Genomic DNA, 2837 nt, shown 5'->3' on the forward strand with positions numbered 1-2837 from the left:
GTGACACGTCAGCGTTCACGCAGTATGACGGACAGGTTTTCACGCCGGCCCATCATCAGCGGCTGGTCACCCGGCTACAGGAGATTCATCAGCAGACCGGTTCACCGGTGGTGATTTCCTCCGGGGACACAGCGCTCAGCCGGCAGCTGTATGGGGCATTTAACCTGAGCGCGCAGAATGTGAACCGTTCCGTGTCGGCAGACGGCCGTGCAAGAGTGGCGGTGAGTGAGCTGACCGGTACCCTGTACTGAGCGTGTTGTGTTTGCCGTAAAACGAGTGTGTTGCCGGCAGGGGGCCAGGTCTTCGCCTCCGGTATGCTCTGACAGCCCCCGCACAGGTGTTTCATCCTGTTCCCCCCGGGAGTCCGGATATCACTCCCGCCAGCAAAACCGGTTTGTTCCGGTTTCTTTACCGCTTTCCTTCCGCTTCCGTGTGAGTCGCTGGCTGATGCCCTGGCGAATCATCAGAGGTGAAGAAAATTACGCTTCCCGTTTTATTAGTCTGATGTGTGAAAAAGAGCCACAACTGAAAATAGCACAGCAACTGGCACACGAGTTCTACCAGATCCTGAAAACCAAAAACAAACCACAGCTAAACATGTGGTTCATCCGAGTCAGCGAAAGTGGTTCAACAGAACTTCAGCGTGGCCTGATTTTGTGATCCGCTACAGTTCCCCGTAACCTTACTGCGCAGTAGCTATCTGCGCTTGTGCTGTGCAGTCTGTCGTAACGGTATTTGCTTACACAGTGTTTAGCCGGCAGGATATATACCTACCATCTGTATACCTTTTCCCGTATCCGCATTTACGTTCAGGCCAGAATACATTACAATCACTTACTTTTTGTATGGTTATGTTCGGATATGATCCGGGGGGGATAACTACCTGAATCAGGCTCTCATGAATATCAATTTACTCAGGACATTTCTGGCGCTGGTCAGACACGCTTCAACTCTTTCTGAAGACGGCGGATCTCGGCCTGAGCATCTGACTGTTCATTACGAGTGGAAGAGTCCGGACCGTACTTCTTTATCCAGGCGTAAAGGCTGTGGGTGGTGATATCGAGACGTGTTGCAACGCTGGAAACAGAATGACCGCGATCAATAACCTGTTTGACTGCTTCAATTTTAAACTCTTCGGGATAACGCTTACCGCTCATGGGCACCTCTCTTTAAGTCATCTTAAATGACTCTGAGGTGTCTGTTAAACCCGTGGCGATTCAATTTAGATCCAATCTAATAGCTTTCTATAGCTCAAACGTGATTCTGTATTAATCCTTTTGAAGCTACATTTTGTAAATATGCCTACCCACTTTGAACCCAAAGAATTTCAGACAGATATTATCACCGTGAATCCCCGCCCCGCCTCCTTCACCGGAGTGCGGGGTTTTCTTATTTTTCACGCTGAGAAACCTGTATGACTGAACCTGACGGCCTTCAGGCCCTGGAACGCCCGCTGGCATCGCTTCCTGAGACGCTTCGCCGGCTTATTCTCGAACGCATTCAGACCCTGACCCACTACGAGCCGGTGATTGGCATCATGGGCAAAAGCGGGGCCGGTAAAAGCAGCCTCTGTAACGCCCTCTTTCACGGGGAGGTCTCCCCCGTCAGTGATGTGAACGCCTGTACCCGGGAGGCACTGCACTTCCGGCTGCGCAGCGGGCGGCACAGCCTGCGGCTCATTGATTTACCCGGCGTGGGCGAAAGCGGACAGCGGGACCGGGAGTACCGCGCCCTGTACCGGCGCATGCTGCCGGAACTGGACCTGGTGCTGTGGGTCATCAAGGCCGACGACCGGGCGCTGGCGGTGGACGAGCAGTTCTGGCATGACGTGATGCAGCCTTATCAGCAGCAGGTGCTGTTTGTGATTAACCAGGCCGACAAAATCGAGCCCTGCCACGAATGGGATACCGGGACCGGGAGCCCCTCGCCACAGCAGCAAACCAGTCTGAAGGCGAAACAGGCCGCCATTATTACGATGTTTAAGCCCTTTCATCCTGTCTGCGTGGTGTCCGCCCGCACCGGCTGGGGCACGGAGGCGATGGTGGCCACCCTGATGCGCAGCCTGCCTGACCGGGCACGCAGCCCGCTGACAACGCAGCTGCACGAGCGGCTCTGCACGGAGCCGGTCAGGACACAGGCCCGGGACGGCTTCGGGCAGGCGGTGGGGACGGCCTTTGACTCCGCCGAATCCGCCGTGTTTCTGCCCGCGTCACTGAAAGCGGTGATACGTACCGTGCGCGACACAGTGGTGTCGGTCGCCCGTGCCGTCTGGGACTGGATATTCTTCTGACCTTACAGCCTGTCACCGCAGACTGACCTGCGTACCTGAGGCGTTAAATCGCCGGATATTGTGCATCTTGTTTAATAGCCTAAAACGATCGATAATTATATTATCGATCGTTACAATCGATCGATAAGGGAAGAATAAAAAGCGAATTAACAAGGATAACAGCATGAAAACAAAACACATCTCACTGATTCAGGCATCACACCGGACAGTGCGGGCCTGACAGTGGCGCGCACGACATCTAACCCCGCGATGGTGGCCCCGGAGTCACCCGGAATATGCACACTGCCAGCGGTGTCTGTCGGGGCAGGCGGACCGCCACACCTGTTTTTCCGCAGGGTACAGCGCCCGGATGCTGTCCGGGCAGTACCGTCTTTTCGCTGTCTTCAACAATCACCGAAGGCATGTTCTCCGACACAGCGCTTTACAGGGCCGTCTCTCCTTCCCGGGGAGACGGCCTTTTTTTACTGACACACAACAAGGTGAATACCATGAAGCAAAATCGTAACACCGGCGACCGGCCGGACCGGAATGAAATGGCAGGGGCATT

Annotated in this window: 2 protein-coding genes and 3 pseudogenes; 4 read left to right on the forward strand and 1 reads right to left on the reverse strand. The window is 54.8% G+C overall.

Annotated elements, in window-relative coordinates; translation table 11 throughout:
- Together ACU8YC_RS24665 and ACU8YC_RS24670 are read left to right on the forward strand one after the other, a co-directional pair.
- A pseudogene (locus ACU8YC_RS24665) lies at positions 1-251 on the forward strand (DNA adenine methylase); the annotation flags it as partial.
- Between the two features lie 178 nt (positions 252-429).
- Positions 430-645 (forward strand): annotated as a pseudogene (locus ACU8YC_RS24670) (ISL3 family transposase); the annotation flags it as partial.
- A gap of 293 nt (positions 646-938) precedes the next feature.
- Here ACU8YC_RS24670 and ACU8YC_RS24675 read toward each other — a convergent pair.
- Positions 939-1157, reverse strand: a pseudogene (locus ACU8YC_RS24675) (transposase); the annotation flags it as partial.
- Positions 1158-1414: 257 nt separating this feature from the next.
- Between ACU8YC_RS24675 and ACU8YC_RS24680 the strand changes: the two are divergent.
- Both ACU8YC_RS24680 and ACU8YC_RS24685 read left to right on the forward strand, forming a co-directional pair.
- Positions 1415-2290, forward strand: coding sequence for a GTPase family protein (locus ACU8YC_RS24680; RefSeq protein ID WP_446895915.1), 876 nt, complete (start codon positions 1415-1417; stop codon positions 2288-2290).
- 275 nt (positions 2291-2565) lie between these two features.
- Positions 2566-2837: hypothetical protein (locus ACU8YC_RS24685; RefSeq protein ID WP_446895916.1), on the forward strand; the 272-nt coding region annotated here is incomplete at its 3' end.

The organism is Citrobacter sp. VF227 (assembly GCF_052950715.1).

What these genes read in the sequence shown, in the direction of transcription:
- ACU8YC_RS24680 (WP_446895915.1), top strand. Translation starts at nt 1,415, where the DNA reads ATGACTGAACCTGACGGCCTTCAGGCCCTGGAACGCCCGCTGGCATCG.